The sequence below is a fragment of the Amycolatopsis sp. NPDC049691 genome (genome assembly GCF_040675005.1).
In the GTDB taxonomy this organism is placed as follows: domain Bacteria; phylum Actinomycetota; class Actinomycetes; order Mycobacteriales; family Pseudonocardiaceae; genus Amycolatopsis.
Genome location: NZ_JBFANX010000007.1, coordinates 195,674 through 214,685, shown reverse-complemented (window position 1 = coordinate 214,685; position 19,012 = coordinate 195,674). Strand labels below are relative to the sequence as shown.

The window sequence follows — 19,012 nt, the reverse complement described above, 5'->3', positions numbered from 1 at the left end:
CCCCTCCCGCGGCGGTCAGTCCGGCCGCAGCGGCAGCCGCGCGACCACGCGCCAGCGCCGGCCTTCCGCCGGTCCCGCGTGCACCGTACCGCCCACCGCCGCGACGCGTTCGGCCATCCCGAGCAGGCCGTAGCCGCCCCGGCGGGCGGGCCGGGCGGCGCCGTCGTTGACCACCTCGACGCGCAGCCCGCCGGGCGGTTCGTGGTGGACGAGCACCCGGACCTCGGCGGCGTCGGGCGCGTGCCGCCGGACGTTGGTGAGGGACTCGGTGAGCAGCCGGTGCGCGGTGGTCACGACCTCCGGCGCGACGGCGAGCTCGCCGAGGTCCGGGCTGACGTCGAGGTGGATGCGGTCGTCGTCGGGCACCGCGCGGTCGACGGCGGTGGCGAGGTCGGCGGGCGGCACGAAGAGGTCTTCGTCGCCGGTCCGCAGCGCGCCGACGAGCCGGCGCATCGCGGAAAGCGCCGCGGCGCCCGCGGTTTCGAGCTCGGCGAAGGTCGCGGTGTCGCCGCCGGTGCGCTCGGCGACCCGGTGCGCGGCCTGGACGCGCACCACGATGCCGGTGATCTGGTGCGCCACCAGGTCGTGCAGTTCGCGGGCCAGCCGGAGCCGTTCGGCGGAGCGGAGTTCGAGGACGTCGACGCGGTGGCGGACGTCGGCGTCGCGCAGCACCAGGCCGCCCGCCAGGGCCCCGCCCCAGACCACCGCGGCGCCGGCGGCGTAGAGCGCGGCGGGGGAGCCGGTGCCGTAGCGCAGGATCGGGGCGAGCGTCGCCGCGCACCCCCCGAGCACGGCCTGGACGGCGGCCGCCCGCGGGGAGAGCCGGTGGCAGGAGGCGCCGACGACGAGCGCGATCGCGAGGGTCTCGGCCGCGCCCGGCTGCGGCGGGAGCCGTGTGCCCGCGACGGCCAGTGCCGCCGCGATCACCGAGCCCAGCAGCGAAAGCCCGGAGACGGCGGAGGCCAGCCCGGCGATGTGGTCGGGGAACCGGCGGCGCAGCACGGCCAGCACCGCGATGACCGGGCCGGCTCCCGGCGCGAACTCGATCGCGACGCTCGTGAGACCGCCCTGGCCCGGCACGGCCCGGGCGGCGAAGACCATGTCGAGCACCACCAGGACGCCGAGCACGACCGCCTCGGCCACCAGCGGGCCGCGGCGGCCGGTCCACGGGATCCGGTCGGTCACCTGCCCGATGGTGCCGCACCCGGCGGCCCGGCGCTCCGCCCGCGCCCGGAGTTCGTACCTGGGTACGAGACCGCGGTGGGGATCTCGTACCGCCGGTTGATCGATCGCGCGGGGGTTCCGGCGAGGCTGGGGAGCATGAACGGATTCCAGGCACCGGAGACCGAAACCCGCCCCGGGAAGATCGAGGGGCTGCCGGGCTGGTACTTCGTGCTCGTCGGGCTGCTGGTGGCGTCCAACGACCTCAGCCTGCAGTTCGGCGACCGGTACCACTGGGTCGTCTTCCTGCCGATCGTGCTCGTCGTGGTGCACCTGACGCTGTGGTTCACGCTGTTGTCCCGGCGCCGCAAGTACCTGCGCGCGGTCTGGCGCAGCAAGCAGGCCCTGGTCCTCGTCGCCGTGCTCTTCACGCTGCGGCTGGGACTCCAGTTCGGACTGACGAAGCTCACCGACAGCGCCGCGCCGCTGCACAGCTACACGCACCTGATCCTCGGCCTCGTGATGCTCGTCGTCACCACGGCCGGGGCCTGGTTCGACCAGTGGCTCATCCTGCGCGTGGTCAACCGGCGGGCGTGACGCTGGTCCCGCGCACCACGAGCCGGTGGGGGGCGACGATCGAACGCGGCGGGCCGGGCTCGGCGGCCAGGCGGTCCAGGGCCAGCTCGGCGATCCGGTCCTTGTCCGGGGACACCGTGGTCAGCGCCGGGACGCTGAACCGACCGTCCTCGATGTCGTCGAACCCGACCAGCGCGAGGTCGCCGGGCACGGTCACCCCGCGGTCGGCGGCCGCGCGCAGCGCGCCCAGGGCCAGCTCGTCGGTGAAGCAGAAGACGGCGTCGGGCGGCTCGGCCCGGTCGAGCAGCTCCAGCATCGCGCGGTGGCCGTCCGCGCGGTGCAGGCGCCGGACGGGCACTTCCAGGTCCGCTTCGGCGGGCACGCCGGCTTCGGCGAGCGCCTGGTGGTACCCGGTGAGCCGCTGGCGGGCGGTCGCGTTGAGCGAGCGCGGCTGGATACCCAGCGCGGCGATGCGCCGGCGGCCGGTGGCGAGCAGGTGCCCGGTGGCCTCGCGCGCGGCGGCGACGTTGTCGATCGCGACGTGGTCGACGCCGGCCGCGCCGTCGTGTTCGCCGAGCAGCACCAGTGGGACGGTGTCGGTACGGGCCGCCAGCTCCGCGGGCGCCACCGCCCACGGGCTGAACAGGACGCCGTCGACGAGCTGGCTGCGCCGGCCGTGCAGCAGCTCCTTCTCCCGCTCGGCGTCCCCGTCGGTCTGGTCGATGAGGACGGTCAGGCCGCGGCGTTCGGCGATCCGGACCGTCCGCGCGGCCAGCTCGGCGAAGTACGGCGAGTCGATCTCCGGGACGACCAGGGCCACCAGCCCGGTCCGGCCGCGGCGCAGCGTCCGGGCGGCCATGTTCGGCCGGTAGCCGAGCGCGTCGATGCTCGCCTGCACGCGCTCGCGCGTCGCCGGGGCCACGTAGCGGAAGCCGTTGACCACGTTGGACACGGTCCGCACCGACACCCCGGCGTGTTCGGCCACGTCCCGCAGTTTCGGGTTCACGTCCGCAGCCTACCTCTTGCAACGTGGCATGCCACGTTGCAAACTGAAGTCGCCACGCCGTCGTGACGCCTTGGAGGTCCCCATGACCACGAACCTGACCTCGCCGTTGTCCACCGCCGAGGTCGACTCCCTGACCCGCCGGCTGTACGAAGACGGCATCATCGGCCTGCCCCAGGCCTTCCCGCGCGAGTGGGTGGCCCGCCTCGGCGAAGACATCGACACGGCGTTCGCCGAGGCCCGCTCCCGGCCGGACGGCGCCGTCGGCCGCGGCCCGAACCGCTTCTACGTGGAAATCCACCCGGAACAGCTGCGCGGCTTCGCCGACCTGGCGGGGCACCCGTGGATCACCGCCGTCGCCGAGTCGGTGCTCGGGCCGGACTACCGGATCGTCGAGGTCGGCTTCGACGTTCCCCTCGCCGGCGCGGTCGACCAGCCGTGGCACCGCGACTTCCCGATGCCCGAGGAGACCGCTCGCCACCGCAGGCTGAACTCGCTCGCCGTCAACGTGACCGCCGTCGACACCGAGCCGGACATGGGCCCGTTCGAGATCGCGCCCGGCACGCACTGGGACGACGGGACCGCCTTCGACCACGGCATGTTCCCGCCGCGCGAGGCCTACCCGCGCTACCGCGAGCTCGCCGTCCGCAAGTTCCCGCGGATGGGGGACATCTCGATCCGCTCGGCGCTGACCGTGCACCGCGGCACCGCGAACCACTCGGCGAAATCCCGCCCGGTTCTGGTGCTGGGCCTCGACGCGCCGGGCGCGGGCAACGACGAGCGCCACGACACCGCCGTGACGCGCGAATTCTGGGCGTCCCTGCCGGAATCCGTGCGGGCGCACCTGGACTGCCCGATCGTCGACACCCTCACGCCGATCACCCAGAAGCACACGATCGAGGGCTTGGTGATGGGCGAAGATTCCTGAACCCGATGTTTGCCCGTCCCGGCCCGGGGCACCAGAAAGCCATGACTGAAGCAGGGATCACCGAAGTGTCGGGCCGGGCCGGGGTCGTCGCGGGGTTGCGCCGCGTGCTGCTGGCGTTCGGGGTCGGGGGCGCGCTCGCGTGCCTCGCCTGGATGGCGCTGTGGCTGGCGATGCACCTGTAGGAGCTAGAACTCGTCGGACGCCGTCAGTTCGTGCTCCAGCGAGTCCGCCCGGGCGACGACCGACTTGAGCGGCCGCTCGAACTCGTGCTCGATGCTGAGATCTTCGAGCGGCACGGTGTGCTTCAACAGCGCCACGCCGTCCACGACCGCCGCGCCGCCGACCGCCGAGTTGCCGGCCAGCTCGAGCAGGCGCCGCAGGTCGATCTTGTCGGCCCAGCCGACCGGTGAGGAGATTTCCACCCACGAGCCGCCGTGCAGTTCCTCCACGTGGTGCGCGGTCACCTGCTGCGTGCGGCCGTCCGGGCCCTCCAGGCGGAACCGGAGCCAGCCATCGGTGTCCTCCAGGACTTCGTACCGCGTCCGAACGTAGTTGATCACATCGGTCCAGGTGGTCACCCGCTCCGCCTCTCCCTCGGGCCTGCTGCGCGGTCGCAGCATCTCACGAGCCCCTGCCTCAGATGATCCCGGCTTCGATGAGCTGCGGCCAGATTTCACTCTGGTCGGCCACGGTGACGCCGTGCTTCTCGGCCTTCGTCAGTTTCGCGGCGCCGACGTCGGCGCCGGTGATGAGCAGGTCCGTGCTCGCCGAGACCGACGAGGCGATGGTGGCGCCCGCCTTTTCGCACAGCCGCTGGAACGTCGGCCGGGGCACCTTCTCGCCGGAGCGCGGGTCGCTGATCGAGCCGGTGACCACCACCGTCTTGCCCGCCAGGGGAGCGCCGGCCGCGACGACCGGCGGCAGGTCCTCCTCGCGGACGTCCAGCGAAACCCCGCGCTCGCGCAGCCGCTCCAGTTCGGGCCGCAGCCGCGTCAGGTGCTCGATCAGCGACGCGGCGACCTTCGGCCCGATGTCCTCGACGGCGACCAGCCCGTCGACGCCGGCGTCGAGGACGTCTTCCAGCGACCCGAACCCGGCCCGGCACAGGCGGGCGGCCGTTCCTTCGGACGCCATCGGGATGGCGAGCCCGATCAGCGCCCGGCGCAGCCCGACCGAGCGGCTGCCGTCGATCGACTCGATCATGCGCGTGGCCGAGACCTCGCCGATGCGGTCGAACTCCAGCAGGCGTTCCTTCGTCAGCCGGTAGAAGTCCGACGGGTGTTCGAGGTCGCCGGACTCGGCCAGCCGCTCGATCCACACGCCGCCGATCGCGTCGATGTCCGCCGCGGCCCGCGACGCCCAGTGGATCAGCCGCCGGACGGTCTGCGCGGGGCAGGAGACGTTGGTGCAGAACAGTTCCCGGCTGTTGCCCTGCTCGGTCAGCGGCTGCCCGCACGATGGGCACGCGCTCGGCGGCACGATCTCCCGCTCGGCGCCGGTGCGCTTCGACGCGTCGAGCACGCCGGCCACGAACGGGATGACGTCCCCGGCGCGGCGCACGAGCACGGTGTCGCCGATCTTGATCCCGCGGGCCTTGATGACCTCCTGGTTGGCCAGGGTCGCCCGGGTGACCGTGGTGCCGCCGACGAACACCGGCTCCAGCCACGCCACCGGCGCGATCTTGCCGGTCTTGCCGACGTCCCAGACGACGTCGGCCAGCACGGTGGTCTTCTCCTCGGCGGCGAACTTGAAGGCGAGCGCGCCGCGCGGCGAGCTCGACCGGGTGCCGGCCGCCGCGTAGGCGTCCCGGTCGGCCAGGCGCAGGACGGCGCCGTCGAGGTCGTAGTCCAGCTCGTTGCGCCGCCGCTCGATCTCGCCGATCACTTCCTGCGCGGCGGCCGCGTCGGTGCAGCGGCGCATGTCGGCGGCGGTGAAGCCGAGCGTGTGCAGCGCGCCGCCCAGGTCGGTGTCCGCGCTGTCGGGGTCGGTGTAGAGGTCGAAGGCGAAGAACCGCAGCCGCCGCTCGGCGACGGTGGCCGGGTCCTTGGCCCGCAGCGTGCCGGCGGCGGCGTTGCGCGGGTTGATCAGCGGCTTGTCCGGGTGGGCCTCGTTGTAGGCGGCGAAGGTGGAGCGCAGCATGACGGCCTCGCCGCGCACCTCGACCCGGCCGGGGGCGTCGAGCCGCTCCGGGATGCCGTCGGTCAGCGCCCGGACCAGCACGGTGACGTCGTCACCCGTCGTGCCGTCGCCGCGGGTGACGGCGCGCTGCAGCCGGCCGTCTTCGTAGACGACGGCGAGCGACAGGCCGTCGAGCTTCGGCATGACGACGACGGGCTGGCCGGGGAAGCGGTCGAAGAAGGCCTCGACCTGCTCGGGCTTGGTGGCTTTCTCCAGCGACAGCATCGGCCGCGAGTGCCGGATCGGCGCGTGCAGCACGGCCGGCGCGCCCACCTGGTCGAGCGGGTTGGGGTCCGGGGTCAGCTCCGGGTTCGCCTCGACGAGCCCCCGCAGCTCGTCCTCGATCGCGTCGTACTCCGCGTCCGCCACGACGGGCGAACCCCGGTAGTACGCGTCGCGCAGGACGACGATGCGATCGGCGAGTTCCTGAATGCGTTCCCGTGCTTCCACGACCAGGACATTACCGGGCAGCACCGACGAAAACGCTCAGCCGTCGCCGAAGCGCCCGGCGATCCCCTCGATCTCCGGCAGGCCGGCCGGCTCGGCGAAGTCCGTCAGCCCCGGCAGGTCGCCGACCACCCCGGCCGGGGTGCCGTCCGCGGCGATCCGGCCGAGGACCGCGCGCATCGCTTCGGTGGCCGCCAGCAGTGTCGAGATCGGACAGATGATCAGCCGGAACCCCAGCTCCCGCAGCCGGTCCCGGCCCAGCGGCGGGGTCTTCCCGCCTTCGGCCCAGGTGAACAGCAGCGGCACGCCGCGGAAGACGTCCGTCGACGTCGGGCCGCCCCAGCAGCGACGCCGTCGTGCCGGAGCCGGTCAGGTACACGGCCGGGAACCCGGCGGCTTCGACCAGCCGGGCGCTGAGCCGGCAGATCGGCCACGGCGATCACCTCCTCGCGGAGGCGTTCCCGAGCGGTCCCGGGGCCAACCGCACCCGCTCGAACACGATCTTCTCGTACGGGCCGGCCGTGCCCGTCTCGTACAGGACGCCGAGCGTGGCGGGGTCGGCCTGGACCAGGTCGGAGTACGCGGCAGGGCCGCTGGTGAGCGTCGGGCCCGCGCGCCAGGTGCGCCCGCGGTCGGTGCTCAGCCGCAGCTGCATGACGGTGCGCGTGGCGGGGTCGGCCGGGCCGGAGTACACCAGCAGCCACGGGACGGTCGTCTGCAGGACGCTGCCTTCGACCTTCGGCCCGGACAGCGCTGGCTGCACCCGGTAGGGCCGGACGAGCGTCTTCCCACCGTCGGCGCTGTAGCCGTCGACGCGGTGTTCGGGGGCCGAACCCTGGTTGCGGCTGGAGAAGTAGAGGGTGCCGTCGGGCAGTTCGGTCGCGGTGGTCTCGTTCGCGGCGACGACACCGTCGGTGCGGTCGTCGGTGAAGCCGATGTGCCAGGTGCGGCCGTCGTCGTCGCTGTAGAGGTCGTGGCCGCCGTAGTACTTGGCTTCGGTGCCGACGTCGGCCGAGCCGGCAGGCGGGGAGGCGGAGTGGTTGGCGGGCACGACGATCCGGCCGGCGTGCGGGCCGTGGCGCAGCAGGGTGGCGTGCCCGGGGCCGGTGGCGTACCACCGCCAGCCGGGGAGCTTGGTGTCGGCGGTGACGTCCCGGGCGGCGCTCCACGTGCGGCCGTCGTCCCGGCTGCGCAGCACGAACACGCGGCGGGTGTCCTGTTCGGACGCCTGCCCGGACATGATCTGCTTCTCCGAAACGAGTCCGTTGTGGACGGTCAGCAGGACGAGCTCGCCGTCCCGTGCGAGCACGGGCGTGGGGTTGCCGGCGGTGGCGTCGCCGTTGCTGTCGACGACCGACAGCGGGCCCCAGGTGCAGCCGCCGTCGCTCGAGGTGCGGGAGACGGTCTGGATGGCCCCGGAGTCCCCGGCCGAGTCGCGCCGCCCTTCGGCGAAGGCGACCAGGGCGCCGTCCACGGCCCGGACGACGGCGGGGATCCGGAACGTGTCGTAGCCCTCGGTGCCGGAGGTGAAGGGCACCGAGGAAGTGCAGCCGGGAGCGGCGGTGGCGGCGGGGGTGCAGGGCAGGCCCATGGTGACGGCGGCCAGCAGGATCGTGCCGAATCTGCGCACCGGGTTCGACCTCCTCGTCGAGGTAGGACATGGGATGTCTGACGTCCTATGTCCGGCAAACTTAAAGAGGCCGCGCTCGATCGTCAAGGGCTACGGTGCGCTTGGCTGGTTACCGGCGAGCGCGACGACGTTCGGCGGTAGCGGCCGGCCGGAGGTGCACCCGGGTGTGGGGGAGGTTGGGCGGGTGGCAACCGGCGCTCACCGGGTTCGGCCGGCGGCGAGGGCAGGCCCTCGGGCGCCGGTTACCGGCGGGGTGCGTCACACGGGCCGAAGTACCGGCACTCCACCAGCGCGCGCACGTCGTGCGCCCGCGCGACCGGCTCCAGCTCGTCCACCATCGCCGTGAGCGTCACCAGGTCGACGTGGCCAGTCCCGGTCAGCGGGAACAGCCGCTCCCTCGTGTCGTGCTTCGCGCACCCGCTGCCGCGCAGGTTGCCCGCCGGGAGGACGCCGAACACCACTTCGCCCTCGTCGCCGAAGGTGAAGTAGCACTGCAGGACCATCGGCGTCGTGTCGCCGACGTCGTTGGTCCGCTCGCCGCCGAAGCTGGCCGGGTACGACCAGCCCGCCGTGGCGTCGTCGAGGAACCGGACGTCGGCCGGGCCGGTGTCGCCGTCGAGCCGCCAGCCACGGGCCAGCAGGTGGTCGTGCACCTCGAGCTGGCGGGCGATGAGCAGCGTCGCGGTCATGCCCCCAGTGTGGCCCACGCCGTCGTCCACGATCGGGTGACCTACCGATGGGGCTGGCTCCCGCGGCCCGGGACTGATAAGCCTCTGCGCGTGACGATGGACCTGCACAGCATCAACCCGTGGGAAGTGTCGTTCCTGCGCGAAGAGGTCGGCGGTTACTTCACCAACGGCGTCGAGCTCGCGCCCGGCGCGACCGTCCTGGACGTCGGGGCCAACGTCGGCGTCTTCTCCGCGGCCGTCTACGAACGGCTGGCCGGCGACGTGCGGATCTACGCCTTCGAACCGTTGCCGCCCCTGTACGAGAAGCTGGCGCGCAACGGCGAGGACTTCTTCGCGGGCCGCGTGAAAGCGCTGCCCTTCGGGCTCGCGGCCGGCGAGGACGAGCTCGACTTCAGCTACTTCCCGGGCGCGACGATCTTTTCCTCGTCGTGGCGCGACGAGGGCAACGTCGAGGCCGAGCGCCGCCGGGTCACCGCGAGCATCGTCGAGATGATCCGCCGGGGCGGCCTGGGCGCGGCGGCCCGCCGCGTACCGGCGCCCGTGCTGCGCGGGCTCGTCGGCCGCAAGCTGCGGGTGCTGCGGGACCTGGAGACCCACCGCGTCCGCGTGCGGCCGCTGTCGGCGGTGCTCGACGAGGAGGGCATCGACCGCGTCGACCTGCTCAAGGTCGACGTCGAGGGCGCCGAGCTGGAAGTCCTGCGGGGCATCGAAGACCGCCACTGGCCACTGGTCCGCCAAGCGGTCGTCGAGGTCGAGCGGTGGTCGGCCAACCGCGACCGCGTCCAAGACGTGTTCGCCACGCACGGCTTCGCGGTCGAGGCGGTGCAGGACCCGGTCCAGCGGGCGGCCGACATCGGAATGGTGTTCGCGCTGCGGTAAGCGGTTGCCTTGACGCGGGCGGCACTGTTTAGCGTCGCCCTCCGTGAAGTTCGGAATCAGCTACAGCACCCCGCACCTCGGCGTCGACCCCGCCACTCTCCTGCGCGTCGCAACGGACGCCGAGGAACTCGGCTTCGAGTCGCTCTACCTCCCGGAACACGTCGCCCTCCAGCCCGGCATGAAGATCGGGGCGATGGCGCTGGACCCGTCGCTGCCCTACGGCGACCCGCTCGAGTGCCTGGCCTTCGTCGCCGCCGGGACGACGCGGCTCCTGCTCGGCACCGGCGTCCTGCTGCTGCCGTACCACCACCCGGTCGTGCTCGCCAAGCGGCTGGCGACCCTCGACCTGCTGTCCGGCGGGCGCCTGCGGCTGCTCACCGTCGGCGTCGGCGCGCTGCCCGGCGAGGCCGCCGCGGCCGGCGTCGACTTCACCACCCGGGGCCGCCGGGCCGACGAGGCGATCGACGTCCTGCGGCTGCTCTGGGAAGGCGACGAGACCGGCGTCAGCCACGACGGCGAGTTCTTCCGCTTCGCCGACGTCTGCAGCTTCCCCAAGCCGACCGGCCGGCTGCCGATCCACGTCGGCGGCTCGAGCGCGGCCGCCGCGCGCCGGGCCGGGCGGCGCGGCGACGGCTACTTCCCGGGCGGCAGGCTCACCCCGGACGAGCGCCGCCGTCAGCTCGACCTCGCCCGGTCGGCTGCGGCCGACGCCGGCCGGGATCCGGAGGCCCTGCAGTACACGCGATGGGGCTCGCTCGGAATGTCCGAAGTGGACGTCGAGGCGCTCGCGGACGAAGGCGTGACCCGGCTCGTCGTGAGCCCGTCGACCGCCGACCCGGCCGCCCAGCGGGAGGAGCTGGCGGCCTTCGCCGAGCGGTTCGCCCTGGTTCGTCCGGTTGAGCCAGTCGAGTGAAGGAACCGGAGTCGCAATTTTTCTGACTGATGTCAAGTTCTTGCGTGACGGCGCTCACTTGTTGCATGCTCGGGTGGCTCTGAGTCCCCTCCCCGCCGTCTCGAAGAAGAGAAGACGCCATGACTCGAACGCGCCTGTCCCGGCTCGCCGCCGGTTTCCTCGCCGTGGGGCTGTCCGCCGCCGGGCTCTCCCTCGCCTCCGCCGCGAGCGCTCCACCGGTACCGGCGGCGCAGCTCGCCGACGTGCCCCTGACCAGGACGGTGTCGGCGAGCAGCGCGCTGCCCGGCTACCCCGTCGCCAACGCCGTCGACGGCGACCAGGCCACCTACTGGGAGTCGGCGAACAACGCGTTCCCGCAGTGGATCCAGGCCGACCTCGGCGCCACGAAGACGCTCTCGCGGATCGTGCTGAAGCTGCCCGCCACCTGGGAATCCCGCACCGAGACCCTCGCCGTGCGCGGCAGCACCGACGGCACGGCGTTCACCGACCTCGCCGCCGCCACCGGGTACGCCTTCGCCGCCGGCACCAACACCGTCACCATCCCGGTGACCGCCTCGACCCGGTACGTCCGGCTGAACGTCACCGCGAACACCCGGTGGCCCGCCGCGCAGCTCTCGGAATTCGAGCTGTACGGGCCGGACTCCGGCGACACGCAGGCGCCGACCGCGCCGGCGAACCTCACGCTCACCGAGCCCGGGTCCGGGCAGCTCAAGCTCACGTGGTCGGCTTCGACCGACGACGTCGGCGTCACCGGGTACACCGTCTACCGCGACGGCACACCCGTCACCACGGTCACCGGCACCGAGTTCACCGAGACGCGGCCCGCCGGAACGCGCGTCGAGTACTTCGTGCGCGCCAAGGACGCCGCCGGGCACGAGTCCGCCGACAGCAACCACGTCGTGCGCCAGGGCACCCAGGCCGGCCGGAACCTCGCCGCGGGCAAGCCGATCGAGGCCTCCTCGAGCGTCTTCTCCTTCGTCGCCGCCAACGCGAACGACGGGAACACCGGCACCTACTGGGAAGCCTCCGGCCACCCGAGCACGCTGACCGTCAAGCTCGGGGCGAACGCCGACCTCGACCAGGTCGTCGTGCAGCTCAACCCGGACCCGGTCTGGGGCGCGCGGACGCAGACCTTCGAGGTCCTCGGCCGCGACCAGGGCGCCACGGCGTTCACCACTCTCAAGGCCGGCGCCGACTACCGCTTCGACCCGGCGGCGAACCAGAACACCGTGACCATCCCGGTCACCGGCCGCGCGGCCGACGTCCGGCTCCGGTTCACCGGCAACTCCGGCGCGCCCGGCGGGCAGGTCGCGGAGTTCCAGGTGTCCGGCACGCCGGCGCCGAACCCGGACCTCGTCGTCACCGGCACGACGTGGACCCCGGCGAACCCGACCGAGACCAGCCAGGTCGCGGTCTCGGCGACGGTGCGGAACGCGGGCACCGCGCCCGCGCCCGCCACGACGGCCACCGTCAGCCTGGGCGGGACGGTCGTCGGGACCGCGACCGTCGGTGCCCTCGCCGCCGGCGCGTCGACGACCGTGACGGTGAACGCGGGCACCCGCCCGCAGGGCACCTACAGCCTGGCCGCCACGGTCGACCCCGCGAACACCGTGGTCGAGCTGGACGACACCAACAACACCTTCACCTCACCGGCCCAGCTGGTGATCGCCCAGGCGCCGGGCCCCGACCTCGAGGTCACCGGCATCACGTCGAACCCGGCGAACCCGGCGGCCGGCGCGGCGGTGTCGTTCACCGTCGCGGTGCACAACCGGGGTACCAGCGCCACCGGCACTTCGATCACCCGGCTGACCGCCGGCGCCACCACCCTGACCGGAGCGACGGGCGCGATCGCGGCCGGTGCCACGGCGACCGTCGCGATCTCCGGGACGTGGACCGCCACCAACGGCGGCGCCACCCTCACGGCGACCGCCGACGCGACGAACACCGTGGCGGAGACCAACGAGTCCAACAACGAGCTGTCGCGGGCGATCGTCGTGGGCCGGGGCGCGGCCGTGCCGTACACCGAGTACGAGGCCGAATCCGCCCAGTACCAGGGACAACTGCTCCAGGCCGACCCGCTGCGCACGTTCGGGCACATGAACTTCGCGACCGAGTCCTCGGGCCGCCAGTCCGTCCGGCTGGCGAGCCAGGGCCAGTACGTCGAGGTCACGTCGGCGAACCAGGCGAACTCCATCGTCGTCCGCAACTCGGTGCCCGACGCCCCGGGCGGGGGCGGGCAGGACTACACGCTCAGCCTGTACGTCAACGGGACCTTCGCGCAGAAGCTGACGCTGTCGTCGAAGCACAGCTGGCTCTACGGCACCACCGACGACCCCGAAGGCCTGACGAACACCCCGCAGGGCGACGCGCGGCGGCTGTTCGACGAGTCGCACGCGCTGCTGTCCCAGTCCTACCCGCCGGGCACGAAGTTCAGGCTGCAGCGGGACGACGGCGACACCGCGGCCTACTACGTCATCGACCTGGTCGACCTGGAACAGGTGGCCCCCGCGCTGCCGAAGCCGGCCGAGTGCACGTCGATCACCGAGTACGGCGCCGTTCCCGGCGACGGCGTCGACGACGCCCCGGCCATCCAGCGCGCGGTCACCGACGACCAGAACGGCAGGATCGCCTGCGTCTGGATCCCGGAAGGGCAGTGGCGGCAGGAAGTCAAGATCCTGACCGACGACCCGACCGTGCCCAACGGCGGCGGCCAGTACAACCAGGTCGGCATCTCGAACGTGACGATCCGCGGCGCCGGCATGTGGCGTTCGCAGCTGTACTCGCTGATCCAGCCGCAGGACGCCGGCACGATCAACCACCCGCACGAAGGCAACTTCGGCTTCGACATCGACAAGAACGTGCAGATCTCGGACATCGCGATCTTCGGCTCCGGCCGGATCCGCGGCGGGGACGGCAACGCCGAGGGCGGCGTCGGGCTCAACGGCCGCTTCGGCACCGGCACGAAGATCTCGAACGTCTGGATCGAGCACGCGAACGTCGGGGTCTGGGTCGGCCGCGACTACAGCAACAAGCCTGAGCTGTGGGGCCCGGCCGACGGCCTGGAGTTCAGCGGGATGCGGATCCGCGACACCTACGCCGACGGCATCAACTTCACCAACGGCACGCGCAACTCGAAGGTGTTCAACTCCTCCTTCCGCACCACCGGCGACGACTCGATGGCGGTGTGGGCCAACCAGTACGTGAAGGACCCGTCGGTGGACATCGCGCACGACAACGCCTTCACCAACAACACGGTCCAGCTTCCCTGGCGCGCCAACGGTCTCGCGATCTACGGCGGGTACGGGAACCGGATCGAGAACAACCTGGTGTCCGACACGATGAACTACCCGGGCATCATGCTGGCCACCGACCACGACCCGCTGCCGTTCTCCGGGCAGACGTTGATCGCGAACAACGCCCTGTACCGCTGCGGCGGCGTCTTCTGGGGCGAGCAGCAGAAGTTCGGCGCGATCACGTTCTTCGCGCAGGGCAAGGACATCCCGGGGGTGACGCTGCGGGACACCGAGATCCACGACTCGACCTACGACGGCATCCAGTTCAAGACCGGCGGCGGCGTGGTGACGGCGGCGATCACGAACGTGACCGTCGACAAGTCGAACAACGGAGCCGGGATCCTCGCGATGAGCGGCGCCCGCGGCAGCGCGACGCTGACGAACGTGCGGATCACCGGGTCGGCCAAGGGTGACGTCGTCGTCGAGCCGGGCTCGCAGTTCGTGGTCACCGGGACTCCGGTCCCGGCGGTGGTCGCCGCGGGCCGGCGCGGGGCCAGGTAGGCGACCGGGTGCCGGGGCGGCCCGCCCCGGCACCCGGCCGGCCGCGGCGCGGGACCGCTGGGGCCCGGTTCACGCGTCGGTGGGGGAGCGGCTCCACACCACCGCCGCGTGCCAGGCGGCGATCAGCGCTTCGTCGTCGGCGTAGCTGGGGCACGTCCCGACCGGGATCCACGCCTGCTCCACCGGGGTGCCGTCCTCGACCCGCAGGACCGTCACCCCGGCGTACTCCACGACTTCGCGGCCGTGCCCGGCGGGGACCGAAACCGCGCGGGTGCCCAGCCGCAGCCGCACCTGCCGTTCGCCCGTCATCGACCCCGCTTTCCCCGTCATGCTCCACGGTGGTGTCGCGCACCGGCCGGGATCTGTAACAGCCGGGCCGCTCCGGCTGCGGTGAACGGCAGGAATCGGCCGCCCAGCGGCGCCCGCGCGACGAGTGGTTGCGTCCGTTCGTGCTAATCCACGTGTGAGGACGTTGCGGACCGGTCACTCCGTGCCGGGAGAATCCTTCTGGGGGAGGTGCCGTGGACGTGACGCCCGAAAGTTTCGAGTTCGCGCCGGAGCCGGTGCAGATCAGGCTGGTGCGGTCCTGGGTGCGCGAGCGCCTGGCCGCGGCGGACGTGCCGGCCGGGGTCGCCGCGGACGTCGTGTTGATCACCGACGAGCTGGCGACCAACGCGGTCCGGCACGCCGCCGGGCCGCTGCGGGCGCTGCTGGTCCGCTCCGACGCCGCGGTCTGGATCGGGGTGGAGGACGCCGGCGGGTCCGCGTGGTTCGACCCGGTCGCGCCCGAGGCGGCGCCGGCGGGGACCGGGCTCACCCTGGTCGCCGCGTGCTCCGACCGGCGCGGGTACTTCCACCGCCGGGACGGCGGGAAGACGGTGTGGGCGGAGATCCCGCTCGCGTACTGAGCGGGGTCAGCTGCGGCGCAGCGCGATGACCACCGTGTCGTCGGCGTAGGTGACGACGTCGTGCATCCGGCCCACCAGCTCGCGGGGCAGGACGGCGGCCGGCCGGGCGGACAGGTCGCGGGCCAGCGGCAGGAGCCGGGCCTGGCCTTCGATGATGTCCTTGCGGCTTTCCACCAGCCCGTCGGTGTAGAGCAGCAGGGTGTCGCCCGGCGCGAGCTCGGCCTCGGCCAGCCGCGGGCTGCCGGGGTCGGGGAAGCCGATCCCGCGGCCGACGACGGGCGAGGGCAGCAGCCGCGCGTCGCCCGCCGCCGTCACCAGCAGCGGCTCCGGGTGACTGCCGTTCGCCAGGAGCGTGCGGCCGGTCGCCGGGTCGGCGCGGGCGAGCAGGACCGTGGCCATCAGCCCGGGCTCGATCGCGGCCAGGGTGCGGGCGGCGTGCGCGATCAGGTCCGGGAACGGGTGCCCTTCCAGGGCGAGCGTCCGGATCGCGTGGGTGACGGTCAGGGCGTGCCGGGTGGAGGTGACGCCGTGGCCGACCGCGTCGACGAGCGTCACGTGCAGGTCGCCGCCGGGCAGGACGAACCAGTCGTAGAGGTCGCCGCCGGTCGGGGAGTCCTGGTCGGTCGGGGAGTAGTGGACGGCCAGTTCCAGGCCGGGCACCACCGGCGGCGGCGGGCGGAGGGCGTCCTCCAGCTCGCGGAAGATGCGCGCGTGCGCGTGCCGCAGTTCCTCGTCGCGCTGTTCGAGGTCGACGTACATCGCGAGCACGCCGCTGTTGGTCTCGGCGAGCTCGTGCTTGAGGTCCCGCTGCTCCTGGGCCAGCGTGTCGGCGCGGGCGATCAGCGCGAGCATCTCCGCGCGGGTCGCCGGTTCGTCGTCGAGGCCGGCGGGCTCGCCCGCCGGCCGCCCGCCGGTGAGGTGCCAGGTGAGCGTGCCGTCGGTCCCGGCTTCGGGCAGCAGTGGCAGTCCGTTGCGCCGGCGCTGGCTCACGGCGCGGGCGAGCCGGACGGTGACGGCGAGCCGGTGGCCGTCGGCTGTCGTGGTCACGTCGACGGCCTCCCCGGCGGCGAAGGCGGGTTCGGCGAGCAGCGTCACGGCGAGCACCAGGCGCGCGCGGTCGTCGGCGGGCACGCCGGCTTCGCCGCAGGCGGTGCGCAGCCGCCGCCGGAGGCGGAGGAGGTCGGGGTGCATCAGGCGGGCCGGCCCGGGTGCAGGGCGAGCAGAGCCGCGTCGTCGCGCGGGTTCCGGTACCGGTGGGCGAGGTCCGCGGCGAACAGCAGCACGTCCGCCGGGCGGCCGGGACCGCGCCAGCCGCCGCCGACGCCGTCGGTGTGCAGGACGACGGCCTCGTCGCCGGCCAGCGCGAGCTGCCGGACCGGGGCCGCCGGCAGCGAGAACCCCACGATGCCGGGCGTGCTGAGCAGCAGCCGCGACGAGCCGCCGACGGTCGCGCCGCTGACGTTGCCGACCCCGCAGAACTCGAGCCGGTGCGGCGCGACCCGCACCAGCGCGACCGCGGCGCCGCGGGTCGTGCGCAGCGCGCGGTGCATGTTCGTCAGCTGGTGCGGCAGCGGCCGGTCCGGGTTCTCGGTGAACACGCGCATCGCGGCGTCCGCGGCCTCGGCGGCGTCCGGCCCGTGGCCGAGCCCGTCGGCGACGCACGCGGTGCGGCTGCCGGTCACCTCGGCCAGCGCGACGGCGTCACCGCAGAACTCCTCACCCTCGCGCGGCAGCCGGAAGTGCCCGGCCGACCCGGAAAACGCGGGTCCCGCCGGGTCGAGGACGCGGGCGGCGGCGAGCGTCCCGGCGGCAGGCGAGGACGTGATCCGGAACCCGGTCGCCATCCGCTTCACCGCGCCCAGGCCGGCGCCCAGCGTCGCGGTGGTCGTGTGGCCGTCGACCAGCCAGTGGTCGAGGTCGGCCATCCCCGGGCCGTCGTCGGCGGCCAGCACGTCGATGCCGCGCCCGGTGAGCGACCGCTGCACGAACAGCGACCCGCCGCGGGTGTGCTTGTCGATGTTGCCGGCCAGCTCGGCGGCCACGACCGCGGCGCGTTCGGCCAGGACGTCGGGCAGCCCGGCGTCGTTCGCCGTTTCCCGCGCGACCCGGGCGGCGGCGTACGCGGCGCTCGGGTGGTCGACGCGGATCCGGCGGGTCGGCTCGGCGACGGTCGCGGTCACGGTTTCCAGCGCACGACGGTGACGGTGGTGCCGCGGCCGGGTGCGGTGTCGAGGTGGAAGTCGTCGACCAGGCGGCGGGTGCCGCCGAGGCCGTGGCCGAGGCCGGCGCCGGTGCTGAACCCGTCGGTCATCGCCTGCTCGACGTCGGCGATGCCGGGGCCGTCGTCGCGCACCTGTAGCCGCAGCCCGGTGCGCCCGCGCGCGTCGCGGACGACGCCGACGGTCATGGTGCCGCCACCGCCGTGGATGTAGGCGTTGCGGACGAGCTCGCTGGCCGCGGTGACGATCTTGGTCTGGTCGACGATGGAGAAGCCGGCGGCGACCGCGGCGGCCCGCACGGCGTGGCGGGCGGCGAGCAGGTCTTCCTCCACCCGCACCGGGTGGACGTCGTGCTCCTCGCCGATCCGCTCGTCAGGGCGCATGGGGCGCCTCTTCGGCGGGGCGGCGCCAGCCCAGCAGCTCCATGGCCTGTTCGGCGTTGAGCGCGGTCGCGACGCCGGTGAGCCGCAGCCCCAGCTCGGTGAGGGTCAGCGCGACCGCCGGGCGCATGCCCGCCACGACCATCCGCGCGCCGAGCAGCCGTCCGGTGCCCGCCAGCTGCATCAGCACGCGGGCGACGAACGAGTCGATGATCTCCAGGCGGGAGATGTCGATGATGACGCCGCGGATGCCCTCGTTCGCGATCCGCTCGGTCAGCTCGTCGGTGAACGCCAGCGCGGTCTTGTCGTCGAGGTCGCTCAGCAGGCCGCCGAGCAGGATGTCGCCGAGCCGCAGGATCGGCAGGCCGGCGCTCACCCGGTCACCCCGCCCGGGCGGGTGCCCTCGTCGATGAGCCGCATCGCGGTCGCCAGCGCGTCGGCGAGCGAGCCGCGGGTGACGATGTGCGAGAGGTCGATGCCCAGCTGCGTGATGGTCTGCGCGATCGACGGGCGGATGCCGCTGACGACGCACTCCGCGCCCATCAGCCGGACGGCGCCGACGGTCTGCAGCAGGTGCTGCGCCACCGCGGTGTCGACGGTCGGGACGCCGGTGATGTCGATGATCGCCACCCGCGCCTCGTTCGCCTGGATCGCCTCCAGCAGGCTGTTCATCACGACCTGGGCGCGGGCGCTGTCGAGCGTGCCGATCAGGGGCACCGCGAGGACGTGGCGCCACAGCCGCACGACCGGCGTGGACAGCTCGAGCACCTGGCTGTGCTGCTCGCGGATGATCCGTTCCCGGCCGCTCGCGTACACCGCGAACGTCAGCACGCCCGCGCTGTCGAGCAGCTCGTTGACCAGCAGTGCCGCCCGGTAGCGCAGCGCGGAGTCCTCGGTGTGGCGCTCGATCGCGCCGAGCATCGTCCGCTTCAGCGCGAGCATCGCCATCGCGGTGGCCGACGGCTCGGCGCCCACGCGGGCCCGGCGTTCCGACCACGACGTCAGCGCGTCGCGCACCGCCGGGTCCTGCTCGACGATCCGCGCCACCGGCAGCGAGCCGCCCACGGCCCCGCGCAGCGCTTCCAGCAGGCCGGTCGCCTCGCGCTGCAGCTCGCGGCCGCTCTCCGGACCGGTGCCCGCCTGCTGCCCGGCCCAGTCGCGCACCAAGGTGGCCTGGTCCTCGGCCAGCATCCGTGCCAGCACTTCCCGGACCTGGCCCTCGTCCGTGCCCAGCACCGCACCCCTCCTCGACTCCGGGGCGCGCGCTGCTGTACGCCGGCTGACTATTGTCATAAGACAACGATTGT

20 protein-coding genes are annotated in these 19,012 nt (G+C 73.4%); 7 read left to right on the top strand and 13 right to left on the bottom strand.

The annotated features are described in order from the left end of the window. Window positions 1-15: 15 nt before the first annotated feature. Window positions 16-1,185 (bottom strand): histidine kinase, encoded by a 1,170-nt coding sequence (locus AB0J40_RS18450; protein WP_364454209.1) that lies wholly within the window; start codon window positions 1,183-1,185, stop codon window positions 16-18. A 135-nt stretch (window positions 1,186-1,320) separates the two neighbouring features. Between AB0J40_RS18450 and AB0J40_RS18445 the strand changes: the two genes are divergently transcribed. Then, window positions 1,321-1,758, top strand: coding sequence for a hypothetical protein (locus tag AB0J40_RS18445; protein WP_364454206.1), 438 nt, complete (start codon window positions 1,321-1,323; stop codon window positions 1,756-1,758). Here AB0J40_RS18445 and AB0J40_RS18440 read toward each other — a convergent pair. Then, window positions 1,742-2,743, bottom strand: coding sequence for a LacI family DNA-binding transcriptional regulator (locus AB0J40_RS18440; protein WP_364454204.1), 1,002 nt, complete (start codon window positions 2,741-2,743; stop codon window positions 1,742-1,744). The genes AB0J40_RS18445 and AB0J40_RS18440 overlap by 17 nt on opposite strands. A gap of 82 nt (window positions 2,744-2,825) precedes the next feature. Here AB0J40_RS18440 and AB0J40_RS18435 point away from each other — a divergent pair, with 82 nt between their 5' ends. Together AB0J40_RS18435 and AB0J40_RS18430 are read left to right on the top strand one after the other, a co-directional pair. Then, entirely contained in the window at window positions 2,826-3,668 is an 843-nt protein-coding gene (locus AB0J40_RS18435; protein WP_364454202.1) for a phytanoyl-CoA dioxygenase family protein, read from the top strand. Between the two features lie 41 nt (window positions 3,669-3,709). Beyond that, window positions 3,710-3,850 (top strand): hypothetical protein, encoded by a 141-nt coding sequence (locus AB0J40_RS18430; protein ID WP_364454200.1) that lies wholly within the window; start codon window positions 3,710-3,712, stop codon window positions 3,848-3,850. 3 nt (window positions 3,851-3,853) lie between these two features. On the opposite strand, the gene AB0J40_RS18425 is transcribed toward AB0J40_RS18430, so the two are convergent. The 5 genes from AB0J40_RS18425 to AB0J40_RS18405 all read right to left on the bottom strand — a co-directional run bounded on the left by AB0J40_RS18425 (window position 3,854) and on the right by AB0J40_RS18405 (window position 8,612). Further along, the gene (locus AB0J40_RS18425) at window positions 3,854-4,246 is read right to left on the bottom strand and encodes a hypothetical protein (RefSeq protein WP_364454198.1); all 393 of its coding nucleotides are present in this window, start codon (window positions 4,244-4,246) and stop codon (window positions 3,854-3,856) included. A gap of 58 nt (window positions 4,247-4,304) precedes the next feature. Beyond that, window positions 4,305-6,296 carry an NAD-dependent DNA ligase LigA gene (ligA, locus tag AB0J40_RS18420; protein WP_364454195.1) on the bottom strand — a complete coding sequence of 664 codons (1,992 nt, stop codon included), beginning with the start codon at window positions 6,294-6,296 and terminating at the stop codon, window positions 4,305-4,307. A 36-nt stretch (window positions 6,297-6,332) separates the two neighbouring features. After that, window positions 6,333-6,599: a hypothetical protein gene (locus tag AB0J40_RS18415; protein ID WP_364454193.1), complete on the bottom strand. Its 267-nt coding sequence runs from the start codon at window positions 6,597-6,599 to the stop codon at window positions 6,333-6,335. A 133-nt stretch (window positions 6,600-6,732) separates the two neighbouring features. Further along, window positions 6,733-7,923: a sialidase family protein gene (locus AB0J40_RS18410; protein ID WP_364454191.1), complete on the bottom strand. Its 1,191-nt coding sequence runs from the start codon at window positions 7,921-7,923 to the stop codon at window positions 6,733-6,735. A 242-nt stretch (window positions 7,924-8,165) separates the two neighbouring features. Continuing rightward, window positions 8,166-8,612 carry a hypothetical protein gene (locus AB0J40_RS18405; RefSeq protein ID WP_364454188.1) on the bottom strand — a complete coding sequence of 149 codons (447 nt, stop codon included), beginning with the start codon at window positions 8,610-8,612 and terminating at the stop codon, window positions 8,166-8,168. Window positions 8,613-8,708: 96 nt separating this feature from the next. Between AB0J40_RS18405 and AB0J40_RS18400 the strand changes: the two genes are divergently transcribed. From AB0J40_RS18400 to AB0J40_RS18390, 3 genes are all read left to right on the top strand, one after another. Continuing rightward, the gene (locus AB0J40_RS18400) at window positions 8,709-9,491 is read left to right on the top strand and encodes an FkbM family methyltransferase (RefSeq protein ID WP_364454745.1); all 783 of its coding nucleotides are present in this window, start codon (window positions 8,709-8,711) and stop codon (window positions 9,489-9,491) included. Window positions 9,492-9,534: 43 nt separating this feature from the next. Beyond that, window positions 9,535-10,404: a TIGR03619 family F420-dependent LLM class oxidoreductase gene (locus AB0J40_RS18395; RefSeq protein WP_364454186.1), complete on the top strand. Its 870-nt coding sequence runs from the start codon at window positions 9,535-9,537 to the stop codon at window positions 10,402-10,404. A 119-nt stretch (window positions 10,405-10,523) separates the two neighbouring features. Then, window positions 10,524-14,198, top strand: coding sequence for a CARDB domain-containing protein (locus tag AB0J40_RS18390; protein ID WP_364454184.1), 3,675 nt, complete (start codon window positions 10,524-10,526; stop codon window positions 14,196-14,198). 69 nt (window positions 14,199-14,267) lie between these two features. Here AB0J40_RS18390 and AB0J40_RS18385 read toward each other — a convergent pair whose 3' ends face one another. Next, complete coding sequence (locus AB0J40_RS18385; RefSeq protein ID WP_364454181.1) at window positions 14,268-14,507, bottom strand: hypothetical protein; 240 nt, start codon at window positions 14,505-14,507, stop codon at window positions 14,268-14,270. A gap of 218 nt (window positions 14,508-14,725) precedes the next feature. On the opposite strand from AB0J40_RS18385, the gene AB0J40_RS18380 reads away from it, so the two are divergent. Next, window positions 14,726-15,106, top strand: coding sequence for an ATP-binding protein (locus tag AB0J40_RS18380; RefSeq protein WP_364454179.1), 381 nt, complete (start codon window positions 14,726-14,728; stop codon window positions 15,104-15,106). Between the two features lie 6 nt (window positions 15,107-15,112). Here the strand turns inward: AB0J40_RS18380 and AB0J40_RS18375 are convergent, their stop codons facing one another. Genes AB0J40_RS18375 through AB0J40_RS18355 form a run of 5 tightly spaced genes read right to left on the bottom strand, consistent with a single transcriptional unit; the run spans window position 15,113 to window position 18,941 of the window. Continuing rightward, window positions 15,113-16,297 carry a PP2C family protein-serine/threonine phosphatase gene (locus AB0J40_RS18375; RefSeq protein ID WP_364454176.1) on the bottom strand — a complete coding sequence of 395 codons (1,185 nt, stop codon included), beginning with the start codon at window positions 16,295-16,297 and terminating at the stop codon, window positions 15,113-15,115. Further along, a complete protein-coding gene (locus AB0J40_RS18370) occupies window positions 16,297-17,286 on the bottom strand; it encodes an ATP-binding protein (RefSeq protein WP_364454174.1) in 990 nt (329 codons plus the stop codon). The genes AB0J40_RS18375 and AB0J40_RS18370 overlap by 1 nt, the downstream gene beginning before the upstream one ends. Further along, window positions 17,283-17,708, bottom strand: a complete 426-nt coding sequence (locus tag AB0J40_RS18365; protein ID WP_364454172.1) for an ATP-binding protein — start codon at window positions 17,706-17,708, stop codon at window positions 17,283-17,285. The genes AB0J40_RS18370 and AB0J40_RS18365 overlap by 4 nt, the downstream gene beginning before the upstream one ends. After that, window positions 17,698-18,081, bottom strand: coding sequence for an STAS domain-containing protein (locus tag AB0J40_RS18360; protein WP_364454170.1), 384 nt, complete (start codon window positions 18,079-18,081; stop codon window positions 17,698-17,700). The genes AB0J40_RS18365 and AB0J40_RS18360 overlap by 11 nt, the downstream gene beginning before the upstream one ends. Next, window positions 18,078-18,941, bottom strand: coding sequence for an STAS domain-containing protein (locus AB0J40_RS18355; RefSeq protein ID WP_364454167.1), 864 nt, complete (start codon window positions 18,939-18,941; stop codon window positions 18,078-18,080). The genes AB0J40_RS18360 and AB0J40_RS18355 overlap by 4 nt, the downstream gene beginning before the upstream one ends. Window positions 18,942-19,012 lie beyond the last annotated feature (71 nt).

Excerpts from the sequence above, each read along its gene's own strand:
- AB0J40_RS18445 (WP_364454206.1), top strand. The coding sequence starts at position 1,321 with ATGAACGGATTCCAGGCACCGGAGACCGAAACCCGCCCCGGGAAGATC.
- AB0J40_RS18435 (WP_364454202.1), top strand. The coding sequence starts at position 2,826 with ATGACCACGAACCTGACCTCGCCGTTGTCCACCGCCGAGGTCGACTCC.
- AB0J40_RS18430 (WP_364454200.1), top strand. The coding sequence starts at position 3,710 with ATGACTGAAGCAGGGATCACCGAAGTGTCGGGCCGGGCCGGGGTCGTC.
- AB0J40_RS18405 (WP_364454188.1), bottom strand. The coding sequence starts at position 8,612 with ATGACCGCGACGCTGCTCATCGCCCGCCAGCTCGAGGTGCACGACCAC.
- AB0J40_RS18400 (WP_364454745.1), top strand. The coding sequence starts at position 8,709 with ATGGACCTGCACAGCATCAACCCGTGGGAAGTGTCGTTCCTGCGCGAA.
- AB0J40_RS18390 (WP_364454184.1), top strand. The coding sequence starts at position 10,524 with ATGACTCGAACGCGCCTGTCCCGGCTCGCCGCCGGTTTCCTCGCCGTG.
- AB0J40_RS18385 (WP_364454181.1), bottom strand. The coding sequence starts at position 14,507 with ATGACGGGCGAACGGCAGGTGCGGCTGCGGCTGGGCACCCGCGCGGTT.
- AB0J40_RS18375 (WP_364454176.1), bottom strand. The coding sequence starts at position 16,297 with ATGCACCCCGACCTCCTCCGCCTCCGGCGGCGGCTGCGCACCGCCTGC.
- AB0J40_RS18365 (WP_364454172.1), bottom strand. The coding sequence starts at position 17,708 with ATGCGCCCTGACGAGCGGATCGGCGAGGAGCACGACGTCCACCCGGTG.